25 protein-coding genes and 2 pseudogenes are annotated in these 22,197 nt (G+C 70.5%); 22 read left to right on the forward strand and 5 right to left on the reverse strand.

The window, feature by feature from the left end; all coding sequences use genetic code 11:
- Nucleotides 1-95: 95 nt before the first annotated feature.
- From ADK86_RS23070 to ADK86_RS23090, 5 genes are all read left to right on the forward strand, one after another.
- Nucleotides 96-1,583: a PLP-dependent aminotransferase family protein gene (locus ADK86_RS23070; RefSeq protein ID WP_053698298.1), complete on the forward strand. Its 1,488-nt coding sequence runs from the start codon at nt 96-98 to the stop codon at nt 1,581-1,583.
- 156 nt (nt 1,584-1,739) lie between these two features.
- Entirely contained in the window at nt 1,740-2,228 is a 489-nt protein-coding gene (locus ADK86_RS23075) for a hypothetical protein (protein WP_053698316.1), read from the forward strand.
- A complete protein-coding gene (locus ADK86_RS23080) occupies nt 2,225-2,653 on the forward strand; it encodes a transcriptional regulator (protein ID WP_053698299.1) in 429 nt (142 codons plus the stop codon). Before ADK86_RS23075 ends, ADK86_RS23080 begins: the two co-directional genes overlap by 4 nt.
- Nucleotides 2,654-2,691: 38 nt before the next feature.
- Nucleotides 2,692-3,555: an ABC transporter ATP-binding protein gene (locus tag ADK86_RS23085; protein WP_053698317.1), complete on the forward strand. Its 864-nt coding sequence runs from the start codon at nt 2,692-2,694 to the stop codon at nt 3,553-3,555.
- A complete protein-coding gene (locus ADK86_RS23090; RefSeq protein WP_053698300.1) occupies nt 3,552-4,424 on the forward strand; it encodes an ABC transporter permease in 873 nt (290 codons plus the stop codon). The genes ADK86_RS23085 and ADK86_RS23090 overlap by 4 nt, the downstream gene beginning before the upstream one ends.
- Before the next feature lie 49 nt (nt 4,425-4,473).
- On the opposite strand, the gene ADK86_RS23095 is transcribed toward ADK86_RS23090, so the two are convergent.
- Complete coding sequence (locus tag ADK86_RS23095) at nt 4,474-4,824, reverse strand: hypothetical protein (protein ID WP_053698301.1); 351 nt, start codon at nt 4,822-4,824, stop codon at nt 4,474-4,476.
- 219 nt (nt 4,825-5,043) lie between these two features.
- Between ADK86_RS23095 and ADK86_RS23100 the strand changes: the two genes are divergently transcribed.
- Complete coding sequence (locus ADK86_RS23100) at nt 5,044-5,493, forward strand: nitroreductase family deazaflavin-dependent oxidoreductase (protein ID WP_053698318.1); 450 nt, start codon at nt 5,044-5,046, stop codon at nt 5,491-5,493.
- Between the two features lie 312 nt (nt 5,494-5,805).
- Here the strand turns inward: ADK86_RS23100 and ADK86_RS23105 are convergent, their stop codons facing one another.
- On the reverse strand, nt 5,806-6,075 hold the full coding sequence (locus tag ADK86_RS23105) for a hypothetical protein (RefSeq protein ID WP_063760909.1): 270 nt from the start codon (nt 6,073-6,075) through the stop codon (nt 5,806-5,808).
- Between the two features lie 281 nt (nt 6,076-6,356).
- On the opposite strand from ADK86_RS23105, the gene hemC reads away from it, so the two are divergent.
- From hemC to ADK86_RS41225, 3 genes are all read left to right on the forward strand, one after another.
- Nucleotides 6,357-7,292 carry a hydroxymethylbilane synthase gene (gene hemC / locus ADK86_RS23110; protein ID WP_053698319.1) on the forward strand — a complete coding sequence of 312 codons (936 nt, stop codon included), beginning with the start codon at nt 6,357-6,359 and terminating at the stop codon, nt 7,290-7,292.
- A gap of 131 nt (nt 7,293-7,423) precedes the next feature.
- On the forward strand, nt 7,424-8,053 hold the full coding sequence (locus ADK86_RS42455) for a hypothetical protein (RefSeq protein ID WP_053698302.1): 630 nt from the start codon (nt 7,424-7,426) through the stop codon (nt 8,051-8,053).
- Nucleotides 8,054-8,201: 148 nt separating this feature from the next.
- The gene (locus tag ADK86_RS41225) at nt 8,202-8,528 is read left to right on the forward strand and encodes a type II CAAX prenyl endopeptidase Rce1 family protein (RefSeq protein ID WP_234345975.1); all 327 of its coding nucleotides are present in this window, start codon (nt 8,202-8,204) and stop codon (nt 8,526-8,528) included.
- Nucleotides 8,529-8,770: 242 nt separating this feature from the next.
- On the opposite strand, the gene ADK86_RS23125 is transcribed toward ADK86_RS41225, so the two are convergent.
- On the reverse strand, nt 8,771-9,733 hold the full coding sequence (locus ADK86_RS23125; RefSeq protein ID WP_078952200.1) for a D-alanyl-D-alanine carboxypeptidase family protein: 963 nt from the start codon (nt 9,731-9,733) through the stop codon (nt 8,771-8,773).
- Between the two features lie 365 nt (nt 9,734-10,098).
- Here ADK86_RS23125 and ADK86_RS23130 point away from each other — a divergent pair, with 365 nt between their 5' ends.
- From ADK86_RS23130 to ADK86_RS23170, 9 genes are all read left to right on the forward strand, one after another.
- The gene (locus ADK86_RS23130) at nt 10,099-11,766 is read left to right on the forward strand and encodes a sigma-70 family RNA polymerase sigma factor (RefSeq protein ID WP_053698304.1); all 1,668 of its coding nucleotides are present in this window, start codon (nt 10,099-10,101) and stop codon (nt 11,764-11,766) included.
- A 634-nt stretch (nt 11,767-12,400) separates the two neighbouring features.
- A complete protein-coding gene (locus ADK86_RS23135) occupies nt 12,401-13,414 on the forward strand; it encodes a ParB/RepB/Spo0J family partition protein (RefSeq protein WP_053698305.1) in 1,014 nt (337 codons plus the stop codon).
- A gap of 137 nt (nt 13,415-13,551) precedes the next feature.
- The gene (locus tag ADK86_RS23140) at nt 13,552-14,271 is read left to right on the forward strand and encodes a TetR/AcrR family transcriptional regulator (protein ID WP_053698306.1); all 720 of its coding nucleotides are present in this window, start codon (nt 13,552-13,554) and stop codon (nt 14,269-14,271) included.
- 31 nt (nt 14,272-14,302) lie between these two features.
- Nucleotides 14,303-14,707 carry an ester cyclase gene (locus tag ADK86_RS23145; RefSeq protein WP_053698307.1) on the forward strand — a complete coding sequence of 135 codons (405 nt, stop codon included), beginning with the start codon at nt 14,303-14,305 and terminating at the stop codon, nt 14,705-14,707.
- Nucleotides 14,708-14,735: 28 nt separating this feature from the next.
- Complete coding sequence (locus tag ADK86_RS23150; protein ID WP_053698308.1) at nt 14,736-15,074, forward strand: hypothetical protein; 339 nt, start codon at nt 14,736-14,738, stop codon at nt 15,072-15,074.
- Between the two features lie 161 nt (nt 15,075-15,235).
- Nucleotides 15,236-16,129, forward strand: coding sequence for an SGNH hydrolase domain-containing protein (locus ADK86_RS23155; protein WP_234345972.1), 894 nt, complete (start codon nt 15,236-15,238; stop codon nt 16,127-16,129).
- Nucleotides 16,130-16,302: 173 nt separating this feature from the next.
- A complete protein-coding gene (locus ADK86_RS23160; protein WP_078952201.1) occupies nt 16,303-17,559 on the forward strand; it encodes an acyltransferase family protein in 1,257 nt (418 codons plus the stop codon).
- Between the two features lie 126 nt (nt 17,560-17,685).
- Nucleotides 17,686-18,270, forward strand: coding sequence for a TetR/AcrR family transcriptional regulator (locus ADK86_RS23165; RefSeq protein ID WP_053698309.1), 585 nt, complete (start codon nt 17,686-17,688; stop codon nt 18,268-18,270).
- Nucleotides 18,271-18,324: 54 nt separating this feature from the next.
- On the forward strand, nt 18,325-19,017 hold the full coding sequence (locus ADK86_RS23170; protein ID WP_053698310.1) for a nitroreductase: 693 nt from the start codon (nt 18,325-18,327) through the stop codon (nt 19,015-19,017).
- On the opposite strand, the gene bla is transcribed toward ADK86_RS23170, so the two are convergent.
- Nucleotides 19,014-19,940 (reverse strand): class A beta-lactamase, encoded by a 927-nt coding sequence (bla, locus tag ADK86_RS23175; protein WP_053698311.1) that lies wholly within the window; start codon nt 19,938-19,940, stop codon nt 19,014-19,016. The two genes, ADK86_RS23170 and bla, sit on opposite strands and share 4 nt — an antisense overlap.
- Before the next feature lie 149 nt (nt 19,941-20,089).
- Here bla and ADK86_RS42465 point away from each other — a divergent pair, with 149 nt between their 5' ends.
- From ADK86_RS42465 to ADK86_RS44625, 4 genes and pseudogenes are all read left to right on the forward strand, one after another.
- Nucleotides 20,090-20,251 carry a hypothetical protein gene (locus tag ADK86_RS42465; protein WP_420718877.1) on the forward strand — a complete coding sequence of 54 codons (162 nt, stop codon included), beginning with the start codon at nt 20,090-20,092 and terminating at the stop codon, nt 20,249-20,251.
- Between the two features lie 57 nt (nt 20,252-20,308).
- Nucleotides 20,309-20,839 (forward strand): annotated as a pseudogene (locus tag ADK86_RS41235) (recombinase family protein).
- Nucleotides 20,721-21,188 (forward strand): annotated as a pseudogene (locus ADK86_RS45695) (recombinase family protein); the annotation flags it as partial. The pseudogenes ADK86_RS41235 and ADK86_RS45695, both read left to right, overlap by 119 nt.
- A 153-nt stretch (nt 21,189-21,341) precedes the next feature.
- Nucleotides 21,342-21,914, forward strand: coding sequence for a hypothetical protein (locus ADK86_RS44625; RefSeq protein ID WP_234345973.1), 573 nt, complete (start codon nt 21,342-21,344; stop codon nt 21,912-21,914).
- A 61-nt stretch (nt 21,915-21,975) separates the two neighbouring features.
- Here ADK86_RS44625 and ADK86_RS44630 read toward each other — a convergent pair.
- Nucleotides 21,976-22,197 (reverse strand): hypothetical protein (locus tag ADK86_RS44630; RefSeq protein WP_234345974.1); only part of this gene is annotated, 222 nt, incomplete at its 5' end.

Genomic DNA, 22,197 nt, shown 5'->3' on the forward strand with positions numbered 1-22,197 from the left:
GGCCTGGAGAACATGGCCAATTCGCGGGGAGTGGTACGGCGCGAGCCGGCTGACACCAGAGGGACGGCGTGGTCCGGGACGGCCAGGGGAGTGGCATGGCGCATACGAATCGGACTCAGCCCGCGCACGGGGGCGGGCGCACGGACCGAACCCTGGGAAGCCGGCAACTGGCCGCGCTGCTGCCCGATCCGGCGGAGGCCCGCCCTGCCTATCGCCACCTGGCCCAGGCGATCAGCACGCTGATCCTGGACGGACGCATCGCCCTGCACGTCCGACTCCCCGCCGAACGGGAGCTGGCCACGGCCCTGAACACCAGCCGCGCCACCGTCACCGCCGTCTACGACCTGCTGCGCGAGAGCGGTTACGCGCACAGCCGCCAGGGCTCCGGCACCTGGACCGCCCTCCCCGAAGGGCGGGCGCCCCGGGGCGTCGCGCGGCTCCTCGGCCCGCACGACACCGCGATCGACCTGGCCAGGGCCGCTCCCAACCTGCCCCGGCAGACGCTCACCGACGCCCTCGCCCGGGTCTCCCCGCAACTGGCCGAACACGTCGACACCCCCGGCTACCACCCCTACGGCCTGCCGGAACTGCGCGCCGCCATCGCCGAACGCTTCACCCGGCGGGGCCTGGCCACCGTGCCCGAACAGATCCTGGTGACTTCCGGGGCGCAGCACGCGCTCACCCTCGTCCTCGGACTGCTGGCCCGGCCCGGCGACCGGATCATGGTCGAGAACCCGTCCTACCCGAACGCCCTGGAGGCCATCCGGCGCGCCCGGCTGCGCACCGTGCCGGTCCCCGTGACCGACACCGGCTGGGACACCGGGACCATCGAGGCGACCCTGCGCCACGCGGCGCCCCGGCTGGCCTACCTGATCCCCGACTTCCACAACCCCACCGGCTGCCTGATGCCCGAGCGGCAGCGCGCCCGCACCCTGCGCGCCGCGCAACGCTCCGGCACCTGGCTGGTCATCGACGAGACCCTGACCGAACTCGCCCTCGACGTACCCGCCCCGCCGCCCTTCGCCTGCCACGCCGCGCCGGGCGGCACCGGCCAGGTCATCGTCACCGGCTCGATGAGCAAGACCCACTGGGCGGGCCTGCGCATCGGCTGGCTGCGCGCCCCGGCCCGGCTCGTCACCGAACTCGCCGGTCAGCGGGTTGCCACCGACATGGGCGGCTCGGTCCTGGACCAGCTCCTGGCCCTCGACCTGCTGGACCGCTCCGAGGAACTGCTGCCCCAGCGCCTGGAACAGTCGCGCCGTCAGCGCGCCGCCCTGACCTCCGCCTTGGCCGAACACCTCCCGCAATGGACCTGGCACCTGCCGCCCGGCGGCCTGTCCCTCTGGGTGGACCTGGGCGAGCCTGTCGCCGCCGCGCTGGCCGAGCGGGCGCTCGACTACGGCGTACGGATCGAAGGGGGCGCCTACTTCGCCACCGACCCGGGCATCTTCGAGCAGCGCCTCCGCATCCCCTACACGACCCCGCCCGAGACCCTTCGCGAGGCCGTACACCGCATGGCCGCCACCCTCGCCGACGGCCTGACCTCCTCGTTCACGAACCGCCGCCCGCACTGGATCGCCTGAGAGCGGTGCTGGGCGGCCCCTTTCGCGCCGTATCGACTTTTGACTTGCCCGACAGGAAAGTCTGCGCTAACTTTCCTGGTGGGAAAGTCGGCGGTGCGGGGTTGGCTGCCGAGGCATTCCGATTCGGCACGTCAACGTCTTGGGGAGGCGATGGGCATGAGCGCACCGGTCGACGCCGAACGCGCTTGGGCGGATCTGCAACGGATCCGCGTCCCGCAGGAGCGGGTCTACGACGAACTGGAGCGCTGCTCCGGGAACGGATGGCGGTCCTACCTGCCGGTCGCCGCCGCCATGTGGGTCTTCGTCGCGGTCAGCGGACTCGACCTGCCCGGGTGGGCCGTCTGGGTGGTGCTCGCCGCGTATGTGGCCGCGCTGGGAGCCATGGGCGTACGGGCCGCCCGCAAGTCCCGCATGCGACTGCACCGATCGCGCTACACCTGGCGTACGACCGCCGTGTTCTTCGCGAGCGCCATAGCGGGCGGAAGCAGCATCCTGGTCACCGGCTGGCTCGTCGAGTGGGCCGATCTGGCCTACGGCAGCCTGGTGCAGGCCACCGTGTGCGCCGGTCTCTTCCTGCTCGTCACGGCGCCCGCCAACCGGTGGGCCTTCGCCCCCGTACGCAACTACGACGGGAGCGGCCGATGAGCACCCCTTCCGGATTCGACGAACTGATCCACCCGTCCACGCGGCTCTCGGTGGTCGCCCTGCTCGCCGCCACCGAATGGGCCGACTTCCCCTTCATCCGGGACAGCCTCTCGCTCAGCGACTCGGCGCTCTCCAAGCAGCTCCACACGCTGGAGGAAGCCGCATACCTGGAAATCCGGAAGGAGGGCGGCGGGCGCAAGCGCCGTACGAAGGTCCGGCTCACCGACCGGGGCAGGAGCGCGTTCGAGGGGCACGTGGCGGCCCTGCGCGCGATCGTCGAAGGCGCCACCAAGAGCCCGCCACCGGGCAGCGCGTCGGCGTCCGGGTCCGAAACGGTTTCGGCCCACGCGGACTCCGGGGCGGGCGGGCGTAGCGGTGCCGCGGGGACGGAATCCGCCTCGACGCGTACGGAGGCCCGCCGGTGACCGTGACCGAACCCGTCGTACGGGTCCGCGACCTGCGGATGTCCTACGGCTCCAGAGACGTGCTCCAGGGCGTCGACCTCGACATCCACCGCGGTGAGATCTTCGCCCTGCTCGGCCCGAACGGCGCCGGGAAGACCACCACCGTCGAAATCCTCGAAGGTTTCCGCCGGCGCTCGTCCGGCGAGGTCCGCGTCCTCGGCACGGACCCGGTGCGCGGCGACGACGCGTGGCGCGGACGGCTCGGCCTCGTCCTGCAGTCCTGGCGCGACCACGCCAGATGGCGGGTCGGCGAACTCCTGGGCCACTTCGCCGAGTACTACCCCGACCCGCGCGACCCCGTCGCGCTGCTCGAACTCGTCGGCCTGACCGGCCAGGCGGACCAGCAGGTGAGCCGGCTCTCCGGCGGCCAGCGCCGCCGCCTCGACGTCGCCCTCGGCATCGTCGGCCGTCCCGAACTCCTCTTCCTCGACGAGCCCACCACCGGCTTCGACCCGGAGGCGCGCCATGACTTCCACGTCCTGGTCGAGAAACTGGCCCGCGACGAAGGCGTCACGGTCCTGCTCACCACCCATGACCTGATCGAGGCCGAACGCCTCGCCGACCGTATCGCCGTGCTGGTCGACGGCCGCATACGGGTCTGCGGCAGCCCGGCCGAACTGGCCCGCCAGGCCGCGGCGCGTGCGGAGGTGCGCTGGACGGACGGGGACGGGACGCCGCGACGGGAACGTACCGACGACCCCTCCCAGCTGGTGTGGGAACTGCACCGCGAGGCCGGGGGACCGATAGCCGACCTGGAGGTGCGCCGCCCGACGCTGGAGGACACCTACCTGCACATGGTCAACGCCGAGAACCGACACGCACACCCGGCGAACGCACGCAACCGAGAGGACGAGGCCGCATGAGGGGGACGGGACCGCAGCGATATCTGCGGGCGGGGGCCCGGCGCGGGGGCATCGAACTGCGCCAGCTCCTGCGCACGAAAAAGGAGCTGAGCGGCCATCTCGTCAACATCGTCGTGGCGATCGTGCTCGCCGTGACGATCAGCGACTCCGTGCCCGGCACGGAGCTGCCCATGGGCCACCTGATGATGGCCGGATTCGCCGCCTATCTGCTCTTCCAGCTCGGCGTGCTGAACATCCCGCAGATGCTCGTCACCGAGCGCGAGGAGGGCGTACTCCTGCGGCTGCGCGCCACACCGGGCGGCATACCGGCGTACCTGGTGGCGAAGGCGCTGCTGATCCTCGGCCTGGCCGTCGGCACCCTCGTGCTGCTGCTCACGGCCGGCGCGCTGCTGGCCGACGGCCCGCTGCCGGCCACCCCCGCCCAGTGGCTCACCCTGGTCTGGGTCACCGGCCTGGGTCTGCTCGCGGTCGTACCGCTCGGCGCGGCCATAGGCGCCGTCCTGCCCAACCCCCGCGAAGCGCTCGCCCTGATCATGCTGCCCGCCATGGCGCTGCTCGTGACCTCCGGAACGATGTTCCCCATCACCCGCATGCCCCACATCGTGCAGCAGATAGCGTCCCTGTTCCCCCTCAAGTGGATGGCACAGGGCCTGCGGTCAGCACTCCTCCCCGACAGCGCACTGGCCGCGGAGCCGACGGGTTCCTGGGAACTCCCCATGGTCGCCCTGATACTCACCATATGGACCATCGCCGGCTTCCTCCTGGCCGTCCCCCTCCTTCGCAGGACAACCCGCCGGGAATCCGGCTCCCGCCTGGCAGGCCGTCAGCACAAGGCGGCGATGGCAGGAGCGGGCGCGCCGGGTCGATAGAAGGGGAGGGCGGTGGGATGCGGAGCGCCCGGCACGCCTGGGACCCGGCTCAGTGACGCGGCGTCCAGTCCAGCGCTTCCCGCCAGCCGGGCCGGTCGGCAGCCCAGGCCGTCAGTACGGACGCCACGACCTCGTGACCCCGGTGGTCGAACGGGCCGGGGACATGCGCCTGGAAGTGCCGGGCGGGCCCGCCGTCCCGGTATTCCACCTGACAGCTCATGTCGTCGTTCAGATAGACCTGCATGTAGTACTGACCCGGCTGCCCGCGGTCGAGCCGGTCCACGATCACGAACCGGTGCCGCAGGTTCATCTCGCTGAGCAGATCGAACAGCTTCTCCTCGGAGGGGGCGTCGACAGTCGTCCCGTCCCATGTCTCCGCGCGTATCACCGGCGTCACCATGCCCACGACCCTAACGGCCCCTCACCGGCCCGCCCCAGCCGCCCGCCACCGTCGGCCACCCCCGTCTCAAGCCCGTCACCAGCCACGACACCCGCCGGGATGATTGCGTAGGCCCCTCGTGTTGAGAAAGGGTCAGGTCGGTCGCGGACGGTCCGGTGGGCCGGGGCCGGGACCGTAGGACACCGAAGCACCATGGACGACGACGATGGGACGGATGCCATGCCACTTGAGGGCGAGTACGAGCCGAGCCCGGAGAAGTGGGTACGCGACCAGGTCGAGCTGTACGAGAGCAGCGGCGGCACCAAGGGAACGACGATGCGCGGCCTGCCCGTCATCGTCCTGACGACCCGGGGCGCCAAGTCGGGCAAGATCCGCAAGACGCCGCTGATGCGGGTGGAACACGAGGGTACCTACGCCGTGGTCGCCTCCCTGGGCGGCGCCCCCAAGCACCCCGTCTGGTACCACAACGTCGTGGCGGACCCCCGCGTGGAACTCCAGGACGGCCCGGTCCGCACGGACCTGGTGGCCCGTGAGGTGACGGGCGAGGAGAAGGCCCTGTGGTGGGGGCGCGCGGTCGAGGCGTTCCCCGACTACGCCGACTACCAGAAGAAGACCGACCGAGAGATCCCGGTCTTCGTCCTGGAGACCCCGGAGACGAGCCACAGCTGACGCCGGACGTCCAAGCCACCACAGACACCAGCACGGCCCCCTGCCCGCGTGCTGCCGGCAGGGGGCCGTGCTGTCTGCGTTCCGTCGTCCGCCACGGAGCGCCGGGCCCGTGGCACCGGCTTCGTGCGTGGCAGCGACCGCCGTCGCGATGCCTCGATGACGGGCATCGACGTGTGTGCGAGAAGGGGAGGGGTGACGGCCGGCTGCTGCCACGGGGCCGTCGGCGGGCCCGGACGGCACGGACGCGCCCCCGCGCCGTAGCACGGACGCGGGGCGCAACCGTCGGGCGTACCGACGCGAGCGGGACCGGGCTCAGTGCCAGACGGCCTTGAAGTAGCGGCCGTAGTCGAACTCGCCGGCGGCCTTGCTGTGGGCGTATTCGGCGCCGGTGGCGGTGACACCCGAGGGGCCGCCGACGTTGTAGTGGCGGTATCCGCCGAGCGTGTTCTGCGACGCGTAGGCGCCGGAGCCGTACGCGCCGCCCGCGGCACCGCCGCCGTGCGGGTCTGCGGCAGCGGGCCCGGCGGCCAGGAATCCGGCCGCCGTGACACCGGCGAGGGTGATCGCGACGTTACGAAGCATGTGACTCTCCTGAAGATGATGTAGGTGGACCTGACGAGATGACCTTGACCCAGCCCTCGCCGGTCCGCACGCCGGGGCGGGCGAACGGGGTGACGCCGCGCTCCGCCACCCGCTTCGGGACGCGCCCCCGATGTCCCCACCGGACATCACCACCCGGCATCCCGCCCGGACATCACCACCGGGACGAGCGCGCCCGAAGCGACGCCCTATGAGGGGCGATGTGCCGCCCCGCGTCCAAGTGACCGCACCCCGGCCCCACCCCACGCCCTATGGTGTACGCCATGCCCGCCCCAGAACTGATCCGCATCGTCTCGCGTTCCTCGCCCATGGCACTCGCTCAGGTGGAGCGCGTACGAGCCGAACTGACCGCCCGGTACCCGGCGACCCGTACCGAGGTGGTGCCCGTCACCACCTCCGGTGACCGCTGGATGGGTGATCTGTCCCAGCTGGGCGGCAAGGGGGCCTTCACCAAGGAGGTGGACGCCGCGCTGCTGGCCGGGGAGGCGGACCTCGCGGTGCACTGCGTCAAGGATGTGCCGGCCGACCGGCCGCTGCCCGCCGGCACGACCTTCGCCGCGTTCCTCAAGCGCGACGACATCCGCGACGCGCTCATCCACCCCGGCGGTCTCACCCTCGACCGGCTGCCCGCCGGTACGCGCATCGGCACCTCCTCCGTCCGCCGGATCGCGCAGCTCGCCGCTTCCTATCCGCACCTCACCTGCGTACCGATGCGCGGCAACGCCAACCGCCGGCTGGAGAAGCTCCACGCCGGGGACGCCGACGCCCTGCTGCTCGCCGTGTCCGGGCTGGAGCGCATCGGCCGGCGCGAGGTCATCACCGAGGTCCTGCCGGCCGACACGTTGTGCCCGCCCATCGGCGCCGGAATCCTGGCCTTGCAGTGCCGTGAGGACGACACCGGCACTATCGACGCGGTCAGCGCGCTCGGTGACCGGGATGCCTTCCGGGAGGCGACGGCCGAGCGGATGTTCCTCCACGTCCTCCAGGGGCACTGCAACTCGCCGATCGCCGGCTACGCGAAGACCGAGCGCAACGGAGAACTGTCGCTGCGGGCCTGCGTCTTCACCCCGGACGGCAAGACCGTGCTCAACGCCCACGAGTGGGCCGGGCCGCTCGACCCGGCGACCCTGGGCACGTCCGTCGCGGTCGCCCTGCTGCGCCAGGGGGCGCGCGACCTGATCGACTCCATCGCGCACTGACGTAAGGATTGACATACCGGAGGCAGCCCGGCCCGTAACTCCAATGGGTCTGCTTTTGCCGGATCGGGTCATGTATGGGACCGGCCGATCCTACGGTGCCGTTGTAACGCACACGGCAGGGGAGGATCACCATGACCCAGTCCATCGACCTGGAAGAACTGGCCTTTGTGGCAGCCGTCATGGAACGGGCGCACCGGCTGCTCGTCGCCGAGGAGAAGAAGCTGCCGCCCCGCACGGCGGACGGGGACGAAGGCCCCGGCAGCCCCCATCAGACACTTCTCGGCGCCGGGGAGTTGTCGCGCGGTGCGGACGACGCGGTGCGGCGGATCGCCCTGGCGATCGGCTACGCCTGCGCCGGTCTGCACGCGCACGCGCTGCGGGCGACGAACAGCGCGCATATCTCGCCGCGCAGTGTGCCGGGCGGCACCGACCGCATGGCCAGGCCCCTGACTTCCGGCACCATCGAGGCGCTGAAACTGGTGCGCCAGGTTTCCGACTTCTTCGGAGAGGGGCTGCGGGAAAGCATCGACAAGGCGCTGGCGGCCCGCACGGCGACATGGCCGCCAGCGGACTGGACGAATTACGAGGAGGAACGCGCAAAATCCGCCGCCACGGCAGTTTCCGCCACGCATACGGCGGCCATCCCCACGGCGGCCATCCCCACGGCGGCCATCCCCACGGCGGCCACCCCCACGGCGGCCACCCCTCCCGCCGTTTCCAGCTGTCGAGTGGTGTCCGGCTCACCCGCCACCGATCAGTGACGGCGCCCGCCGTTCCGGCACCCCGCTGCTCCCCGTACCGCACCGGCCGCAGCCGCCCCGTCAGTGCGAGGAAGGCGACGAACGCGCCGGTGGCTGTCCAGCCGGGCCAGCCGGTCATTCCCCGCTGCCCCTGTTCTTCGGCGAGGAACTGGGCCGGCAGGGCTGTCTCTTCCCGCATCTCGCCGGGCGCGGCAAGGGAGCGCGCCTGGTGTGGGCGTACGGGGGCACCGGCGCCGCCTTCGTGCTGTGGCACCTGTCCACGCTCCTGATGGGTGGGCAGTATCCCGGACGCCACTGGTATGTGTCCGTGTTCGTGATGGTCGTCGGCTGCGTCCTCGTCCTGCCGGTCTTCACCTGGCTGCGCCTGCGCTCCGGGCCGGTGGTGTCGGCCATCGTCGGCCACACCTCGACCCAGCATCTTGAGCAGCAGGCCGACCGTCCAGACGAGGGCCGGCAGCCCGCGGCGGCGGGGTGACAGGGACGGCGGTCTCAGCGTTCGCAGAGATTGGGTCATGGCTATGACGCTAGAGACCCGTGACGGCCCGGGGAATGCGGTATTCCACCGTGTCGACCTGAAGACTTCTGCACCCCGATTCGGCACTCAACAGCCGTAACCTCCCGGACCGACGGCAGGAGAAGAGTCCGCGCGCCACCGCTCCCCGGCAACAACAAGGGCCTGCCCGCGGCCGGATGCCGCGGGCAGGCCCCTGCCGTCCGCTACTTCGCGAAGCCGTAGTCCAGCAGCTTCTTCGCGTCGGCGGTGCGGTTGGCCACCGAGCTGGAGGCCAGGACCGTACCGATGACGGTCTTGCCGTTCCGGGTGGCGGCGAAGACCAGGCAGTACTTGGCCTCCGGGCCCGAACCGGTCTTGACGCCGATGGTGCCGGCGTAGCTGCCCAGCAGGTTGTTGGTGTTGGTCCACGACATGTAGCGGTAGCCGCCGGTCTTCGTGGTGACCTTCTGCTTGGTCGACTTGGTCCCCACGACGGTGCGGAACGTGGCGTTCTTCATCGCGTTGGAGGCCAGCTTCGTCAGGTCGCGCGGCGTCGAGTAGTTCGCGCCGTTGCCGATGCCGTCGAACGAGTCGAAGTGGGTGTTGTTCAGGCCGAGGTTCTTGGCCGTGGTGTTCATCTGGCCGATGAACGACTGCACCCGCGCCGCCCGAGTGGACCCGCTGCCGAACTTGTCGGCGAGCGCGTACGCCGCGTCGCAGCCGGACGGGAGCATCAGCGCGTACAGCAGCTGGCGGACGGTGACCTTGTCCCCGACGATCAGGCCGGCCGACGAGGCGGTCTTGGAGACGATGTAGTCGCTGTACGCCTTGTCGACCGTGACCTGGGCGTCCAGGTTGAGGTTGCGCTGCGACAGCACCACCTGCGCGGTCATGATTTTGGTCGTGGACCCCATGGAACGGCGCGAGTCCGCCGCCTTGGTGAACGCGGCCGCGCCGGTGGCGTTGTTCATCACGAACCCGCCCGCCGCGGTGATCGTGGGCGCCTTGGGCGTGCCGGCCGTCGCCCGGGCCTGCTCGGCGGCCTTGGTCGCCGCGGCCCGCAAGGTGGCGGCCCCGGGTGCCGCGGCCTGTGCCGGAGCGGCGAACGCTCCGGCCATCAGCACGGCACCCGCGGCGGTGACGGCCGTCGCGGACAGACGACGTACGCCCTTAATGCCAGTTTTCAATGCAAATTCTCCAATTGTACCTGTAGTACGGCCACATGAGGAAGTGGCTCGCTCGTGAGACGCGGGAGACAGACTGAAGGATGCGTGCCGCACGGGAAAAATTCGCCGGTGTTGTGCTGATGCGCCGCCGGTGAAGAGGCGGGACCCGCCTCCGGCTTCGCCGCTGCGTCCCTGGTCACAGGCCCGGTACGGGCGACGTCCGCCGCCTCGGGCGGCCCGTACGGCAGGACCCGCCACCCCCACCGCATCGCTGCTCCGTACGATTTCCGCGGACGGTTGCTCGATTTCTGTTATCCGCCCGGTCGCCGCAGCATCTCCTGGGTGTGGGACGCAAGAGGCCCTAGTCGAAAGAGAGTGGACACAGCGTGAGCAGCGAACTCGACCCTGCGGTGATCGCCGCCGCCCAGACCGGGGACGGGCAGGCCAGGGACCGGCTCGTCACCGAGTCCATGCCCCTGGTGTACAACATCGTGGGACGCGCGCTGCACGGCCACGCGGACGTGGACGACGTGGCGCAGGAGACGATGCTCCGGGCCCTCGCCGGCCTCGGGGAACTGCGCGATCCGGGCAGTTTCCGGTCCTGGCTGGTGGCCATCACGATGAACCAGATACGCGCGCACTGGCGCCAGGACCAGGCCGCACCCGTGGACGGTGGCCTGGACGCCGCTTACGACGTCGCCGACCCCCGCGCCGACTTCGTCGGGCTGACCATCGTCCGCCTCGGCCTGTCCGGGCAGCGCCGCGAGGTCGCCGAAGCCACCCGCTGGCTGGACGAGACCGACCGGGCCCTGCTGTCGCTGTGGTGGCTGGAGGCGGCCGGTGAACTGACCCGCGCCGAGGTCGCCACGGCCATGGAGCTTTCGCCCCAGCACACGGCCGTACGGGTCCAGCGTATGAAGACCCAGCTCGAAGCCTCCCGCGTGGTGGTGCGCGCGCTGTCCGCGAACCCGCGGTGCGTGCTGCTGGAAACCGTCGTCGAGCAGTGGGACGGCGTGCCCTCCGCGCTGTGGCGTAAGCGCATCGCGCGGCACGCCCGCGAGTGCACGGTCTGCTCCTCCTTCTCCTCAGGACTGGTGCCCGCGGACAAGCTGCTCGTCGGCCTCGCGCTGGTGCCGCTGGCCGCCGCGCTCGCGCCGGACACCCTGGAGTCCCCGGTCCTCGCGGGCGCGACCACCCAGCAGCCCGCCATGGCCCCGGCGGCAGGAGGGTCGGCAGCTCCCTCGGTGGGCGGCGGCCCCACCGCGGCCGGTGGACGCGCGCAACTCCGTGACGCGCTGCGCGAGAGCCGCCGTGTCCGCCGCCGGCGCGCCGTCACCGCGGCCGCCGTGGCTGCCGCCGCCCTCGCCACCGTGGGCGGCGTCCTCCCGCTGATCACTTCCGGACCGGACGAGGAACCCGGTGCCACCCGCGCCGCCACCGAGCCCGAGTCGGCGCCGCTGGCGGGGCAGCCGCCGCGCAGCCCTTCCGCGAGCCCTTCGCCCTCCGGGAAGAGCCACAGCCCGACGCCCACTCCGTCCGCTCCGGCCTCCCCTTCCAAGGAGCCGCACACGCCCAGGAAGAAGCGGACCCCCACGGAATCGGCCGCCCCGGCCCCGCGCCCGTCGTCCGCCGCGCCCGCTCCGGCCGGCGGTTCCGCGAGCGGCCAGTCGCCGTTCGCGCAGCAGGTCACCGCTCTGGTCAACACCGAACGCGCCAAGCAGGGCTGCGCGCCCGTACGGGGCAACAGCCAGCTCGACACCGCGGCCCGGCGCCATTCGCAGGACATGGACGCGCGCAATTACTTCGACCACACCAGTCCGGACGGCACGGACCCGGGCGGCCGGATCAAGGCCGCCGGATACCAGTGGAGTACGTACGGGGAGAACATCGCCCGGGGGCAGCGGTCCGCCGCCGAGGTGATGAACAGCTGGATGAACAGCCCCGGCCACCGGGCGAACATCCTCAACTGCGCTTTCAAGGAAATCGGCATAGGCACCCACGAAGGGTCCGGCGGACCGACCTGGACGCAGGTGTTCGGCGCCCGCGGCCAGTAGGGGAGAGGGCCGGGCAATGCGCGGGGCGGACCTGCCGCCCCGCGCAACGGCCGGTTGCCCGGGCCCGCTTCCGTAACCGGCCCCCGTAGCAGCCGTCTTCCCGCGCGCGTTCTCACACTTGTCTCAGGGAATTCCTTCCGAACAAACCTCGTGGAATTGTCCGGGCCCCAGGCCCGTACCCGGGCTGAGCAGGCCGGACAAGTGCTGGACAAAACCTGGACAATGGCCCTCTTCCCGGGCCCGGTCGGCCGCCTCAGCATCATCACTACGACGGCGACTTCGAGCCAGGAGCGCACGGTACGGAATCCGCACCGGCGCCGGCCGGAGTCGCCGGGCACCCACGGCCGACCGGCGACGACCGGCCGTGGCGGCGCGGCGGCGGGCCATCGGCTTGGGGACGGGCCGCCGGTTTCCGGCCCGCCGCGCCGAGCAGTGCCGAAGCGGGGGACCGGGCCCGACGCGGACGCGCCGTACCGTGCGAATCCTTTCCTCCGCTGCTCCGCAATCCGCAGACGCAAGGCGAAACACCGTCCGCCGCCGTCGGCCCTCCCCGGAAAGAGGGGGCGGGCCGTAAGCCGTCCGGTACTCCGGAACAAAGGCAGTCAACGGCGAACGCGAGCCTAGGAGGGAAGCTTTGGAACCCGGGGAGTCGCAGGTCGACTTGAACACGGTCGCCGAGGTCGAAATCAATGCCCTGTCGGTGAGTGATTCGCCGAGGATCGCGGGAGAGAGTGCGGAGCACGTCGAATTGCTGGCCGTGGCCGACGGACCGCTGCCGCCCATCGTCGTCCACCGGGACACGATGCGGGTCATCGACGGCATGCACCGGCTGCGCGCGGCCCTGCGGCGCGGCCAGGAGACCATTCCGGTCCGGTTCTTCGACGGTGACGAGGCGGACGCCTTCGTCCTCGCCGTCGAGTCCAACAGCGCCCACGGACTGCCGCTGACCAAGGCGGACCGCAAGCGCGCGGCCGAACGCATCATCACCTCGCATGCCACCTGGTCCAACCGGATGATCGCCGCGATCGTCGGCCTGGCCCCGGCCACGGTGGCCAAGGTCCGCCGGAAGATGCCGGGCGGCGCGACGCCGGAGCGCGGACGCGTCGGCCAGGACGGCCGGTTCCGGCCGCTCGACGGCGCCGAGGGCCGCAAGCTGGCCGGTGACCTCATCGCCGAGAACCCCGACCTCTCGCTCCGTCAGATCGCCCGGGCGACGGGCATCTCACCGGAAACCGCGCGCGACGTACGCAACCGGATCCGACGCGGCGAGGAACCTCTGCTCGCGGGACGGCGCAGTGGCCCGCGCGGCCAGCGCGGTGGACAGCGGGGCCCCGGACGGCCCGCCGGCCGGCGCCGGGGGAGCGCCGGTGCGGTGACGCCCGTACGGATGCCCGCGGCGGACCGGAGCAGGACCGTGCGGCGCCTCAAGGGCGATCCGGCGCTGCGGTACAGCGACACCGGCCGCACCCTGCTGCGGCTGCTCGGCATCCACGCGGTCAGCCCCCAGGAGTGGGAGAGGATCACCGCGGACATTCCGGCGGACTGCCGGCGCACCGTCGCCGAACTGGCCCGTGCCTGCTCGGACAACTGGTCCGAACTGGCCCAGCGGGCGGCGGAACGCCAGGCCGGAGAGTCCGTGGGGGCGTGATCGTCTCCCGGACAGAGGAAACGTGCCTGCGGATCCGGAGACCGACCAGCGGTCCCCCTGCGTACGCCGCCCGCCGCCGCCCGTAGGCCGTCTCCTCGCGAACCGGCCCCGCCGCCCCCCAATGCCACACTGCTCCCGTGAGCGACCACAGCACAGCAGGTACGGAACGGAGCGCGGCCACCGGGCGGGGGCCGGGGCGCCGGGGACGGCCGGCCCGCCTCTCCCGTGACCGGATCATCGAAGCGGCCCTCGACGTCGTCACCAAGGAAGGCAGCGCGGCGCTGACCATGCGCCGGGTCGCCGAGGCGCTGGGCAGCTCCCCGATGAGCATCTACCGGCACGTACGGGACAAGGACGAACTCCTCGTGCTGCTTCTGGACCGCATCGTGACCGATCTGCCCCGGCCCGCCCTGCCCGACGAGCCCCGGGCCCGCCTCCTGGCGCTGCTGACCTGGCAGCGCGACGAGCTGGCGGCCCGGCCCTGGATCGTGGACGTACTGGCCCGCGGCGACCTGATGGCTCCCTCGGTCCTGTGGCTGCTGGAGGAGATCTACGCCGCCTGGCGGGCCTGCGGCCTGTCGCTGGAGGAGGCGGCCACGGCCAACCGGATCGTCTGGAACTTCGTCCTCGGCGACCTCGCGCAGCACGCCGCGCATCCCGAGGGGCGCTCTCCGTACCAGGTCGGCCTGCCCGCCGAGGCCGATGCCGAGCGGTATCCCACGGTGGCCGCGCTGCGCCCGTACTGGCTGTCCCCGGACCGCCGCGGCCACCTCGCCGACGATCTCGCCACGCTGGTGACGGCGCTGACGGCGACGCTGCCGCAGCGTTGCGCGGCGCGTCCGGCCGCCGGTGGTTGACCCGTTGCGTACGCGTACACAAAATGGCGGTATGAACGTCGTCGAAACGCTCTACCGCCGCTGGCTCTTCGATCTCTGGCACGGCGATTTCGCGGTGGCCGAGGAGATCTTCACCCCCGACTTCGTGGGCCACTGGCCCACCATGGACGTGCACGGGCCGAAGGGCGCGGCCGACCAGATCCGCCGGTCGCACGCGTACTTCACCGATATCCGCAACACCCTCGACGTCGGCCCGGTCATCGGCGACGGTCTGGTGGCCGCGCACTGGACCTTCCACGGCTCGTACCGTGGCGGCATCCCCGGCGCCACCGCCGAGCCCGGCACCCGCGTCTCCTTCGCCGGGCAGGACATCTTCCGCGTCGTCGACGGCCGTTTCGCCGAATACTGGGTCGTCTCGGACGGGCTCGGCATGATGACGGCGCTGGGGGCGATCTGAGCCGAGTCGTCGCACCGGGGGGAACACCGTGACAGGGAACGATCCGCACATCCATGTCGAGTCGGAGGTGGTGCACGGTGATGCCGCTGCCCGCACGATGCTGGCCGCCACGTTCGGCCTGGCCGGCGACCTGCCGAGCCGGGTCACCACCGGATGCGGGCTGCGGGTTCCCTATGCGATGACCTCGCCGCGCCCGGACCGTGTCACGTGCCTGGCCTGCCGTGAGCACGCGCGGCGCGTGCACCTGCGCCTCGCGGAAGAGGTCGAGCGCCTGAGCCGGATGCTCGGATCGGCCATCAGCCCCGCTCAGGGAAAGCTGGTGGCGGACTGGCACCGGGACCGCGCGGAGAAGTTCTCCGGCGCGTAGGGGTGACACGTCCCCTACAGCAGGCCGAGCGCGCTTCCGACGGGCCTTCTGAGCCGGAATTCCGCCGCCCCGTGACCGCCGTATGACGGAGATTTCCGCGGTATGTGACCGGAGAATGACAGGCCCCCGCACGGGCCGTGCGCCGTGCTTACCTCGACAACATGCACAGCAAGCACATCGCGGACAGCCCGTCATCATCGCAGCAGCAGTTCCCCGCCCCCGCCGCTTCCCCGCGCCGTCCCGGGCGGCGCGGGCGCCCCGCACTGGCCGCCGGGGCCCTTCTGATCGCGGGCGTGTCCCTCGTCGCCCTCACCGGCTGCGGCAACTCGGTGTCCGGCAACGGCGACAACGCCGACTCCGCCGCTTCCGCCCCGCCCGCCGGGAAGAACGGCGGAAAGCCGCTCTCGAAGCTGCTCTGGATGGGCGACTCGATCGCCGAGGCCGAAGCGCCCGCCCTCGAAGCCGCCGTCAAGGCGGGCGGCGCGGAATTCAAGTCCATCGCTTCCGCGGGCGGCGGTACGGTCGTCAAGGGCGAAGGCCCGACCGCCAAGTTCGCCGAGGACACCTACAAGGAACTGGCCAACACGGTCAAAACCTTCCACCCGGATGTCATCGCCTACCAGGTCACCACGTACGACTGGGGCACCGCCGCCCAGCAGACCAGCTCGTACGAGCACCTCGCCAAGGTCGCGAAGGACGCCGGCGCCGAACTCGTCATCGTCTCCGCGCCGCCTTTCAAGATCGACGACTTCTACAAGAGCCACGAGGCCGCCATCAAGTCCGCGCCCAAGGCGGCCCAGGACGCCGCCGCCAAGAACGCGGGCCAGGCCCGCTTCTTCGACGCCGCGGCCCTGTGGGGCACCGACAGCACCGCGGCCAAGGCCCAGCGCAGCCAGGACGGCATCCACACCTGCCAGCAGGGCGCCGCGGCCTTCGCCAACTGGTTCGGGGGCCAGCTGAGCAGGCACTACTCCTTCACCCCCGCGGCCCCGGAGAAGTGGGCCAAGGGCCCCTGGACCGGTTCCAAGGTCTACGGCCAGCTCAAGTGCGGCTGATGCCCGTACGCCGTCGCCCGGGTGCCGCGTCCGTACGTACGGAGGTGCACCGGGACCGACGGCGGTGAGCGGACCACATCGCCCGCCAACGCGTCGAGGGCGCTGCTCCAGCAGCCGGAGCAGCGCCCTCGGCCGCCGTCTCCCACGCTCCCTGCTGCCCCGAGGACCCGTACATGCCGATGACCACGCCCACGACCACGCCGCCCTCCCACCGCTCCGGCCAACGCCGCCGCCCGCGCCCGACGGCCCGGCACATCGCACCCCTGGACGGCCTGCGCGGCCTGGCCGTTCTCGGCGTCCTGTTCTTCCACGCCGGACACTTCGGCGGCGGCTTCCTCGGCGTGGACCTGTTCTTCGTCCTGTCCGGCTTCCTGATCACCGGTCTGCTGCTCAAGGAGGCCGGTGACCGCCGGGGCAGCATCGACCTCGCCGCCTTCTGGGAACGCCGGGCACGCCGCCTGCTGCCCGCACTGACGGTGATGATCGCCGTAACGCTGCTCCTCGTCGCCGTGGGGCCGCCGTACCTGCTCGGCTTCGCCCTGGAGGACGGCCCGTGGGCCGCGCTCCAGGCGATGAACTGGCACTTCATCAGCGAGCAGGTCGGCTACTGGAACGACGCCGACACCCGCGTCTTCAGCCACCTGTGGAGCATCGGTGTCGAGTGGCAGTTCTACGTGGTCTGGCCGGTGGTGGTCGCCGTCCTCGCCCGGGGTCGGGCCACGCGCCGTCTGGTGCCGGTGGTCGCCGCCGCAGGCGCCGTCATCTCCCTTGCGGTCATGATCGCGCTCGCTCACGGTCCGGACACCACGCGCGTGTACGAGGGCACCGACACCCGCGCCTTCTCGCTGCTGCTGGGCGCCCTGATGGCCACCGCTCCGGCCCGTCGCCTGCTGGCCAGGGTGCCCGGTCGGCTGGCCGGCGGCCTCTGTGCCGTTCTGGTGTGCGGCCTCGGGGCGTACTGGTTCCTTACCGACGGCCCCAGTTCGCCCTTCCTCTTCCGGGGCGGCCTCTTCCTCCACGCCCTGGCCGCCGCCCTCCTCATCGCCCTTCTCGCGCACGCCCCGGACGGCCTGGCCGGCCGTCTCCTGGGCAGCCGGCCCCTGCGATGGCTGGGCAGCATCTCCTACAGCCTCTATCTCTGGCACTGGCCGGTCTATCTGCTGCTCTCCGAGAAATTCCTGGGATTCGGCGGCTGGGGCCGTACGGCGGTCCTGGTCCCCGTCTCCCTCGCGGCCGGATTCCTTTCCAAAGTCCTGGTGGAGGACCCGATACGGTTCAAGGCCCGTTGGGCCCGAGGCCGTACGGGAATGGTCTGCTTCGCCGCCGCACTGGCGGCCGTTGCCGCCGCCTGCCTCTTCCTTCCCGTACCGAACCAGGGCGCGGACTCCGTGGACCTCACCCAACTCGCCGCTGCTTCCGGCCGCCGGTAACCGGCGGTTTGACGCCCTGCGTACCGATCGGTACTGTCGCATGCGTACCGATCGGTACGCACGGGTGCGGTGCCGCCTCCGATTCCGCTGTCGGCGGCAACGCGGCGACCATTTCGAGGAGTTGTGATGGCGGACGGGCAACCGCGGCACTCGCCGGCCGGCCAGCGTGTGTGGGAGACCGCGTGCGACCTCTTCTACCGGGAAGGCATTCGCTCGGCGGGCGTGGCCGAGATCGCGGAACGCTCGGGCGTCGGAAAGCCGAGCATCTACCGCAACTTCGAGTCCAAGGACGGCCTCGCGCTCGCCTATGTGAAAGCGAAGGCGGTCCCTTCGCGCGTCTGGCTGGAAACCGCGCGCGCGGCCTGCCCGGACGACCCGCTGGGGCAGCTCCGCCATGTCATCGCCGAAATAGCGGAGCAGATCAGCGCGCCCGGGTACCGGGGCTGCCCGCTGGTGAACGCGTCCGTCGAGTTCCCCGACCGCGGCCATCCGGTGCGGGTGGCCGTCGACGAACTGAAGACCGAGTATCTGGAACTGCTGGCCGAACTGGTCTCCCGGCTTCCCGTACGCGACCACCGCACCCTTGCCTACATGCTGCAAATGCTGGTGGAGGGCGCCAGCGTCACCACCCAGATCTACGAGGCGGAGAAATCCGCGACCGCGCTGAAAGAAGCGGCGGACCGCCTCATCGACTCCTACCTGGAGCGGTAAGTCCCGACCGCCCTCATTCCGTATTGGTCCGTTCTCTCGCGAATCGAGACTGTCATGCCTGCCACCACCGTCACTCACCTCCCGGACTACGCCGAGCAGCTGATACGCGGTCGCCGCGCGACCCGCGCATTCCGGCCGGACCCCGTGCCCGAAGACACTCTCCGGGCCGTCTTCTCCCTGGCCGGTGCGGCCCCTTCCAACTCCAACACCCAGCCCTGGCACGTGGAAGTGGTCAGCGGGGCGGCCAGGGACCGCCTGGGCAAGGATCTGATCGCCGCGCACACGGACCGGCGCATGTCGCTGGACTTCCCTTACCGCGACGACCTCTACACCGGTACGTACGCGCAGCGGCGCCACGAGGCGGGCGCCGCGATGTACGGCGCACTGGGCATCGGCCGTGACGACCACGAGCGGCGCGAGGCGTTCAACGCCGAGAGCCTGAACTTCTACGGCGCGCCGCACGTGGCACTGCTGTTCCTGCCGCCGAACGCGGAAGAACGCATGGCCGCCGATGTCGGTATGTACGGGCAGACGCTCCTGCTGGCCCTGACCGCGTACGGTATCGCCAGTTGCCCACAAGGGCTCCTGAGCTTCTACGCCGACACCATCCGGGAATCACTCGGCATTGTCAGCGACAGAAAGATTCTCTTCGGCGTCTCCTTCGGATTCGCCGATACCTCGGCGCCCGTCAACAACATCACCGTCCCCCGCGCCGAACTGGCGGAAACGACCCGCTTCCACGTCTAGCCGAGCGTATCCACCACATATGCGGCGGCATCGGCGATAAGTGTCTGGTCGTAAGCGGCGTCCTTGGTGGATTTGCTCGACATGATGGAGATGAGCAGCGGCGGAGCGGACTTGGCGGGCCACACGACGGCGATGTCGTTGAGCGTCCCGTAGTCGCCGGTGCCGGTCTTGTCGGCCACGGTCCATCCGCGCGGAACGGCGGCCCGGATGCGTCGCGCGCCAGTCATGTTGCGTTCCATGAGGTCGCGGAGGAAGGCGCGTTTGTCGGCGGCCAGGGCATCCCCCAGCACGACCTTCCGGTAATCCGTACCGAAGGCCCGGGGAGAGGTCGTATCGCGCGGATCCCCTGGAGTGGCTTCCGTGATCGCCGGTTCGATCCGGTCCATCCGGGTGACCGTGTCGCCGAGGCCACGGGTGAACGCCGTCAGCTCTCCCGGCCCGCCGATTTCGCGCAGCAGCAGATTGCCTGCCGTACCGTCACTGAAGCGAATTGCCGCGTCGCACAACTGGCGAATCGTCATGCCTGTCGCCACATGCTTCCTCGTGACGGGGGAGTGCTTCATCAAGTCCGCTTCGGTGTACGTAACCACCGTGTTCACGTACGACAGCGGATGGCGGTGCAGAACCGCCGCTGCCGCCAGCCCCTTGAACGTCGAGCAGAACGCGAACCGTTCGTCCGCCCGGTGGGTGACAGTGGCTCCCGTACCGGTGGCGAGGGCGTACACCCCGAGCCGTGCGTCGTACTTCCGCTCCAACGCGGCCAAGCGCGGGTGACGGTCGTTTCCGGTGGAAGCGGGGGAGGGGGAACCGCTGGGCGGTGCGGATTCCGGCGCCCGGTCCTTCGCGCATCCGGCCAACGGAGCCAGTGCCGCCGCCATCCCCAGAACTGCGCGGCGGGAAAGGAGTGATCGTGATGACGTCATGGTTCTACCTTGTCCTGCCGCGCGCTTCTGAGGCGAGCATGCGCGGTGTGGCGTGACGCCGGAGGCGGTCACTCTCGTGTCGCGTAGGCACAACTCCCGTACGAGAAAAGTCAGTTGCGGCACCAAGCCAGCATCCGGACAGTGGTCGCATGACCGCGACCGCCCCTCGCACCCCGCCACCCGGTCTGACCGTGCGACCGGCGACGCCCGACGACGCGGCGGTGGTGTGCGCGCTGCTCAACGAGATCGACGTGTGGGAGATCGGACGTGCCGACACCGACCTGACGAAGCCTGGCGATCAACACGATTAGCGGGAACACTCTGTCTATGGGTTGCAACAGAGGGCATCTGTCGTGAGGCGGCGGGCAGTGATCTACTGCCGTATCAGCCGTGACCGGGAGAGTCGGGAGTACGGTGTGAACCGGCAGGAACGGGCCTGCCGCGACCTGGCTGAGCGCCGCGGGTGGGACGTAGTGGCTGTGCTGGTGGATAACGACATCACTGGTACCGGACGACGACAGCGTTCTGATTACGATGAGCTGCTGTGAATGCTGCGGGCCGGCGAGGCCGATGCTGTGCTCGCGGTGAGCGACAAGCGCCTGAACCGGAATTACCGCGCAGCATTCGACTTGCTGGATCTCCTCCAAGCTCATGATGTTGCGGTCGAATACGTCAAAGGCGGTGCGGTGAACCTGAACACGGCTGAAGGGCGTGGTGAAGCCCGGAGGAAGGCCGTGAGCGCGCAGGAGGAAGTAGAAGAAATCGCCGAGCGGGTGCGCGATGCCCAGGTGGACAACCTGCGGGACGGCACCTACCGGGGTGGCCCCCGGCCCTTTCGGATACGAGGCAGACGGGACCACCGTACGGACGCTGGCTTGCCCGGACTGTCCGGGGCATGAAGGGTTCCTCGCTGACCGGACGTGCCGGGTATGTGGCAGCCAGGCTTACAACGTCCCGAAATCGGAAGCCTGGTACACCGAGCAGGCCACCCGAGCTGTCGTAGCCAGGAAATCCCTGCGGGGTATTAACCGTTACTGGCAGGATGAAGGGGTAACCACAGTCCCGCGCCGTCGTCGGAATCCGGACGGCACCTGCAGTGAACCAGTCGCTGGCTCCTGGGGAAACAAGGGGCTGCGCGGTCTACTGTTGCGGCCTCGCAATGCGGGATTGATCGACCATAACGGAGTCATTGTGGGAAGGGCCGCTTGGCCTCCCCTTGTAGACGAACCGCTCTGGCAGGCATGTCGAGCGATACTGACTGACCCATCTCGTCGGACCTCTACTTCCAACGCTCGAAAATGGCTTGGGACGAACCTGTACCGGTGCTGGTGCGGAGCTTTCCTCGGGGGGAACACGGCGGGAAACGGGGGGCGTGAGACAGTTGCTCGGCGCGTTGCCAAAGTGAAGCGAGAAGGCCGAGAACTCACGCGGGAACAGCAGCAGACCTGGTCTTCGAAGTACCGCTGCCACACCGGCAAGCACGTCACCGTGGCAGCGGAGCCCTTGGACGCATACGTGGAGCGGCTGGTTGTTGATCGACTGTCCTGGCCGGACGCAGCCTGCCTGGTGCTGCCGCCGCCTGGCAATGGCTTTGCGTATGCAGATCTCGTGCTGGAAGCCGAGGTCCTGCGGGCCCGGCTGACCGGATACACCGAGGACTACGACAACGACTTGATCACACGGGAACAGATGCTGGCCGGCACGGCCCGCACCCGGGAACGGCTCGTCGCGGTAGAAGCGCGGATGGCACCGCCACCACGTTCAGTGCTCACCTCTGTCCCGCTGGGCACTCCGGACGTGGGAGCGGCGTGGGAAAGTTATGACGTGAGCCGGAAGGCGGAAATCGTCGCTGCCCTGATGACGGTCACCATCCTGCCCGGGCGCCGGGGGCGTCCCGCTGGCTCGTGGCGGGCGGGCGAGAGTTACTTCGACCCGGGCCGGGTCCAGATCGAGTGGCTGGTGCCGGACCATTGACCTTCGGGGGCAACGACAAGCCCTCTTCTCGTCGTCGCCCCTGGCTCAGGGGTGGCTCTGTTCACGAGTTCCGACAGCGCATGTACGTGACTTCGGGCAGCGCCCCGGCAGGGCCGTGTTCGATGTTCACGAGAAGCGGCAGCACCCACATCGGCTCCTCGTCGGTAGCCGCAGGGGCGAGCCGGGGGGCGTTTGCCGTGCCCTGCGCTGTTCGTGGGGGTGAGCCGCCGATCGCGACGAGGGCCTCGTGGTCGCCGGGTTGCCTGGCCGTATCGAGCAACCA

It is taken from the genome of Streptomyces sp. NRRL F-5755 (genome assembly GCF_001279365.1).
Classification (GTDB): Bacteria; Actinomycetota; Actinomycetes; order Streptomycetales; family Streptomycetaceae; genus Streptomyces; species Streptomyces rimosus.